Below are 6255 nucleotides of genomic sequence, written 5' to 3' on the forward strand. Positions count from 1 at the left end.
GCCTGATTGGGAGGCCTGTCAAGCGGCCAGCGCTAGACAATCGGTGGGCAACCAAGAGGCATAGATCGGCGTCGTTGAGGCCCAAGAGAGCCCGGTTCGGCTGGGCTGCATCACAGTCAGGCATTCCCCGGTTTGGAGCTGCACCACACAATGCAAATGCGTCCCCAGATACATGACATGTTTGACGTAGCCAGAATAGCAGTTTCCTTCATCCGGCGGCGGTTCTTGGCTGAGATGAATTTTTTCCGGGCGTACACTCACCACCGCAGTCTTTAAGTCGGCGGGCATATTTGCCGAAGGCTGCGCTAAGACAGTGGTGCCCTCTGGGGTTTGAATTTTCAGCAGGTGGTGATCGGCAAATGCCACTACTCCTTTCAGCAGATTCGTGTCGCCAATAAAGTCAGCCACAAAGGGCGTCGTGGGATGATCGTAAATCTCTTTAGGAGAGCCGATTTGTTCGATGTTGCCATCATTCATCACGGCGATGCGGTCAGACAGCGATAAGGCCTCTTCTTGATCGTGGGTCACCATCACAAAGGTGATGCCGAGTTGCTGATGTAGGTTGCTGAGTTCTACCTGCATTTCTTTACGCAGCTTGAGATCCAGAGCCCCCAGGGGCTCATCCAATAACATGACGGCGGGACGGTTGACCAAGGCGCGAGCTAACGCGACCCGCTGTTTTTGTCCGCCCGACAGTTGTGCCGGATAGCGGTTACTAAAGGCTTCCATTTTGACGAGGCGGAGGGCATCGGCGACCCGCTGCTGCATTGGCGATCGCCCCATCCCTTTAATCCGCAAGCCAAAGGCAATGTTGTCTTTGACGGTCATGTGGTTAAACAAGGCGTAGCTCTGAAAGACCGTATTGACGGAACGCCGATGGGCCGGCGTCCGACTCATCTCTTGCCCTTGAATGATGATCTTCCCGGTGGTGGGCTGCTCAAATCCCGCAATGAGGCGTAGCGTCGTCGTTTTGCCACAGCCTGAAGGGCCTAAAATACTGAAAAATTCACCTTCTTGAATGGTCAGATCAATCGTGTTGACCGCAGTGTCTTCTCCAAAAGACTTTGATACCTGACAAAGTTCAACATCTGCCACTCGCCGATCAGCAGACTGAGATATCGCGGGAGAGACTGTCTGTGACATAAAGGTGATCCCCTGAACAGCAGTAGAGTATCCGGAAAAATGTATTGCTTCATATCAGCATGCCCGGCAAATTCTCGGCCAGCATCATGATATGTAGTTTGAAACTGTTATAAGGCAGTTAGACGAAGTTTGACAAAGTTTTCTTTGACGCGGCTGGGCGCGGTGGGCACTGATCGAGGGGGAAACCCTAAAACTCAGGATAGCCCGCTATCCTAGTTGAGACGTTGATATGGCATCTCCGGCCCAGGATAACGAGAGCTGAACGATGACGCTAGAGTTTCCTTCTCGGTTTCAATTACGACTCGGTAAAGAGAGCGATCGCACTGTTGGCAAGCACTTTCAGGCGGTGGTGGTGATGCTAGCCGTCACTGGCGTGTTGTTTGGCGCAGTGGGGACACGGCTGGCTCAGCTACAGCTCGTGGAAGGGCCGCTCAACCGCCAACGGGCCGAAACGAACCGCATTCGATTAGTGCCCAAGCGTCCCGCTCGGGGCGCATTGCTCGATCGCAACGGCAAGATTCTCGCGAGTAGCCGGTTGTCCCATGCCATTTCCATCTGGCCAATCGCCCTGCCCCAGTCTGAATGGCCCACGGTGATTGCTCGCCTCTCGGAAATTCTCAAGGTGCCGCCCGAAGACCTGCAACAACGGCTCGAACAAGCCGGATACGAATCGATCGAGGCCATTACCATCGCCCGGGGCATTAGTCCGGCTCAAGCGACGGCGATCGCCGAATTCAGCCAGGAATTACCCGGTGTACGTCTGGAAGCGGAAGCTGTACGCAACTATCCCAACGGTGACTTGGCGGCTCACGTCTTGGGCTACACCGGCGAGATTACCCAAGAAGAGTTGGATAGTCCTAAATATGCGGATTATCGCCTGGGCGACATCATTGGCCAAATGGGGTCCGAGGCCGCCTTTGAGTCGATGTTGCAGGGAGAATGGGGCGGGCAACAAGTCGAAGTCGATAGCTCTGGTCGCGTCATCAGCGTATTAGGTGACAAACCCGCCGTCTCGGGCAATGACGTGCAGCTGACGATCGATATTGAATTGCAAAAGCTGGTCGAACAAGCCCTGGGAGACACACAAGGAGCGATCGTCGCGATCGAGCCCAAATCAGGCGAAATCCTCGCTATGGTCAGTCGCCCCACCTTTGACCCCAATATTTTCACCACCAACATTACCGATGCCCAATGGGCGCAACTGCAAGGCCAACGCTATCCCTTTGTCAATCGGGCTCTGCAAGGGTTTCCCCCCGCTAGCACCTTCAAAATCGTGACCACTGCTGCGGGCATCGAATCAGGAGCCTTTGCCCACGAAACCATTTTGCCGACCTATGGAGCCATTACCATTGGCGGCATCGCCTTTCATGATTGGAATAACGTCGGTTTTGGCCCCTTGGGATTTCGTGGGGCGATGGCGATGAGCAGCGACACCTTTTTCTATCAAATCGGTCGCCGTATCGGTGGAGAAACGCTGATCCAGTGGACGCGGCGGTTTGGGTTTGGCAGCAAAACCGGGATTGAACTCGGCTCGGAGGAAAGTGCTGGCCTCGTGCCAGATGATGCTTGGAAGCGGGAAGTCATTGGCTATGAGTGGTTTGTCGGCGACACCATCAACATGTCTATTGGCCAGGGCTTTTTGCAAACGTCCCCCCTCCAGGTGGCGGTCATGTTTGCGGTGCCAGCCAACGGTGGCTACTTAGTCACCCCCCACTTACTCAAAGACAGTCGCACCCCTGATGACTGGCGGGAACCGATGGGACTACAGCCCGCGACGGTCAAAATTTTGCAAGACGGTTTACGCCAAGTGATTACCGCCGGGACCGCCCAAGCGTTGAACTTGCCCAATGTGCCCCCGATCGCGGGGAAGACGGGGACGGCAGAGGCTGACCCCTATGAAAACCACACCTGGTTTGGGGCCTATGCCCCCGCCGATAATCCGGAAATTTTGGTCGTGGCCTTTGGAGAAAACTCGGGCGGCGGCGGCGGTGCGGTCGCGGCCCCGATGGTGAAACAGGTACTGGAAGGTTACTACAAAGACTGGCAGAAGTAATTGCTAGCGCCTCCCTCAAATCCGCAGGTAATGTATCCATTGGCTCGTTTGTTCGGCGGTGAGCCGCAGGCGATGATGCACGTCACTCCAACTGGTGAAGGGCGATCGCTGGCGTTCATTCAAAATGCGTTCGGCCATGGCACTGGACAGCCCCGGTAAGGCCAGCAGTTGAGCGATCGTGGCCTGATTTAGCGAGGGGGGCAGCGTGGCAATCGGACTGGCCGCATCGTAAAAGCAGAATTGCAAAATGGGCTCCAGTGCGGCTAACTGTGGCACCGCTAAACCAAGCGCTGCCGCTACATCATCCAGCGAGTAAAACACCACACCGCTATGACTTAGCTTGACCAACGTGCGGGCCTGATGAATAGACAGCCCAGGGAGCCGCAACCAGTCATCAACGGTTGCCTGGTTGGCATCAATGCGAACGCCGAGGTCAGCCGCCACCACGACATCCGCCAGGGTCGCTAACCGTAACATCGGATCTTGCCGCAATTTGGCCTTCAGTGGATGAAAATGATTGGCCCAGCGCTGGAGTCGTGGGCGGGACGACGAAGACGACGAGGGAAAACGACTCATGGGGATAGCGCTGGCAGGGAAAGTAGGTTAGCTTAGCTCAGCTTAGTTAGCAAAGTCCGACGGTTTTGCTCAAACTCTTGTTCAGAAATGAGTCCTTCTTGGCGCAATTTTTCGAGTTCCCGCAGGGCTGTCGCGATCGCCTGAGTCTGCTCAGAGACAGCCACACTTTCGTAGACGGTATCGCGAGCCGGGGTGTCGTTTTGCGATCGCACTAGCAGCCAGACCCCCTCCACTGCACAGGCAATCCGAGGAATGCCCGTCCACCCGAGCAACAGATAAATGCCACCCCAGACTGGCTGTCTCAAATAAAACTTGTGCAGTCCCGAAACCGGGATCGGCAAAGGACTTAACGCGCCCGCAAAGGCTAAAGCAGCCGCAATTTTCCATTGCTGGGGAGACTGCGCTTTGCCGCTGACCGGGGGTGGTGCCGTGGGATGACCAACCATGCCGACCTCAAACCTTCCTGTCAGCCTACTGTAGCGCAAGAAGAATGAGTTGAGACTCCTTAAACATCACCAGCCTTCCCCTGTGGTCACAGGGTGGGCCACCGTGTCCCTAAGTGATGGGTAAAAGCTTCGTCACCATGAGGCAAAATCTCTGCTACTGTCGGGTCAGCGTAGAGGCCTGGAGTGCAATCTCAGACTGCGCCCCCCGGTGAGTGGTTGCTCGAACAGCAGTTCAAGCGTCTAACCATCCCTTAACTAATAGCCGCAACTGCTTCATTAACGACATATAAAAGTCAACATCACTCACTCAAAGCGTTAATCTAGTCATGGCTAGAGAATTCCAGCTCAGTCCCCTGTTCGTGTGCAACTTCCCGGTCGCTAATGTTGGCACTTTGCTGCTTTGATTGCCCCCTTTTTGTACGGTTTGCATGACATCTCCGGCTTTCTCGCCTGATTGGCTCAAACAGTTCTCCGATCCTTACGCCATTTTGGGTGTGGCCGTCACGGCAGACGAGCGACGCATTTCTAAGCGATATCGTCAGGTAGCCAAACGCCTCCACCCTGACCAGCAAATGGGCGCTGAAGCAGCCGATCGCGAGTTTACCAACAGCGTGATCACTCGCTTAGTCAACCCCGCTTATCAACGTCTCAAACAAGACAAAGGGCGGGCCGAAGTACTAGCGACGCTGCGGTTCAAGGTGCGACGACTCACTCGGGAAAACAAACTGACCACCAAAGTTGCGCAGTCTAAACAATTGCTGCACGTCAACGAAGCTGAGGTTGACCTTTTTTATGAAAAGGCGCTGACGGAACTCTCGGATGAGCAATATTCATCGACAGAGCATTTTGCGTCCCAAACCGATGCGATCGCCGAACTAAACCTGGTGTACTTGCGGCGCAAGATGGGCGATCTGGTCATTCGCGAAAAGCGGACTGGTCTGATGTCAGCAACCAGTCAGTCGGCCGCCGCTCCCACCTCTGTCACAACTCAGCAGTCGGCTTCTCCAACGCCGGAGAAAACACAAGTTGATTACGGTCAACGCCATGTAGCGCGGGCCAAAACTTACATCGCGAGCAAATCCTACGCGGAAGCGGTACAAGAATTGCGCGACGCCGTTCGCATTGAACCCACTAACAGCAACTACCACACAATGTTGGGACAAGCCTATCTTCTGCAAAAAATGACCGGCATGGCCAAGGTCCATATCCGCCAAGCCCTCAAGCTAGATGCCCAAAACCGCATCGCCCAGAAATACGCCAAGCAGCTAGACATCACCATGCCAACGCCGACCACGGCGAATAACGGTCATGCGAGCCCTAATGGACACGGTAAGAGCCCGGCTAAGTCTAGTGGACAAGCCAAGAAGGGCGGCTTGTTCAGCGTGTTTTCCTCCAAACGGTCAAAGAAGTAGGGTTTTCTACCCTTTGCTGAAGGTTTCGGCGTCTCTTACAGTCATAGTGTCGCTTGGTTTAGTACCCCACTAAGCTGCCGTCGCTACGTTAACGACGTCATGATGGCTACGATAGATGGCATCGATTTAGTGTTTCTCAAAATTAGCGATAAGGCCCTTGGGTTTGATTGCTTGTTCGAATACTTGATTAGTAAGTGTGATGGGAATTTTTGACTCCGAGATTGTCCAGCAGGAAGCGATGTCCTTGTTTCAGGACTACCAAAACCTGGTGGAAATGGGTGGCCGCTACGGCAAATTTGACCGGGAAGGCAAGAAGCTTTATATCCAGCAAATGGAAGACGTTTTAGAGCGCTATCGCATTTTTATGAAGCGATTTGAGCTGTCTGACGATTTCATGGCAAAAATGACTGTGGAACAGCTCAAAACTCAACTCGGTCAAGCCGGGATGACCCCGCAGCAAATGTTTGACCAAATGCACCTGACCCTAGAGCGAATGAAATCAGAAATTGGTGATTATTAACGCGGCTGCTTGCGGCTTGTTTGAGAGGCTTAGGGATCTGCAACTAAATAAAGTACCCGTTCAATCCGGTTTCGACTTCGCTCAACCTACCAGTATCGAGAGTTG

The 6255-nt window shown here is 54.1% G+C and carries 6 protein-coding genes; 3 read left to right on the forward strand and 3 right to left on the reverse strand.

Annotated features, from left to right (window positions below):
• Nucleotides 1–18: 18 nt before the first annotated feature.
• Entirely contained in the window at nucleotides 19–1143 is a 1125-nt protein-coding gene (locus JUK32_RS15350) for an ABC transporter ATP-binding protein (RefSeq protein ID WP_204139732.1), read from the reverse strand.
• Between the two features lie 265 nt (nucleotides 1144–1408).
• Between JUK32_RS15350 and mrdA the strand changes: the two genes are divergently transcribed.
• Complete coding sequence (gene mrdA, locus JUK32_RS15355; RefSeq protein ID WP_204139733.1) at nucleotides 1409–3196, forward strand: penicillin-binding protein 2; 1788 nt, start codon at nucleotides 1409–1411, stop codon at nucleotides 3194–3196.
• A gap of 15 nt (nucleotides 3197–3211) precedes the next feature.
• Here mrdA and JUK32_RS15360 read toward each other — a convergent pair whose 3' ends face one another.
• Nucleotides 3212–3772 (reverse strand): DUF655 domain-containing protein, encoded by a 561-nt coding sequence (locus tag JUK32_RS15360; protein WP_239112695.1) that lies wholly within the window; start codon nucleotides 3770–3772, stop codon nucleotides 3212–3214.
• 32 nt (nucleotides 3773–3804) lie between these two features.
• On the reverse strand, nucleotides 3805–4218 hold the full coding sequence (locus tag JUK32_RS15365; protein WP_204139734.1) for a hypothetical protein: 414 nt from the start codon (nucleotides 4216–4218) through the stop codon (nucleotides 3805–3807).
• Nucleotides 4219–4646: 428 nt separating this feature from the next.
• Here JUK32_RS15365 and JUK32_RS15370 point away from each other — a divergent pair, with 428 nt between their 5' ends.
• On the forward strand, nucleotides 4647–5630 hold the full coding sequence (locus JUK32_RS15370) for a J domain-containing protein (protein WP_204139735.1): 984 nt from the start codon (nucleotides 4647–4649) through the stop codon (nucleotides 5628–5630).
• Between the two features lie 199 nt (nucleotides 5631–5829).
• Entirely contained in the window at nucleotides 5830–6150 is a 321-nt protein-coding gene (locus tag JUK32_RS15375) for a DUF1825 family protein (protein ID WP_204139736.1), read from the forward strand.
• Nucleotides 6151–6255: the final 105 nt, after the last annotated feature.

Source organism: Halomicronema sp. CCY15110 (assembly GCF_016888165.1).
GTDB lineage: Bacteria > Cyanobacteriota > Cyanobacteriia > Phormidesmidales > Phormidesmidaceae > Halomicronema.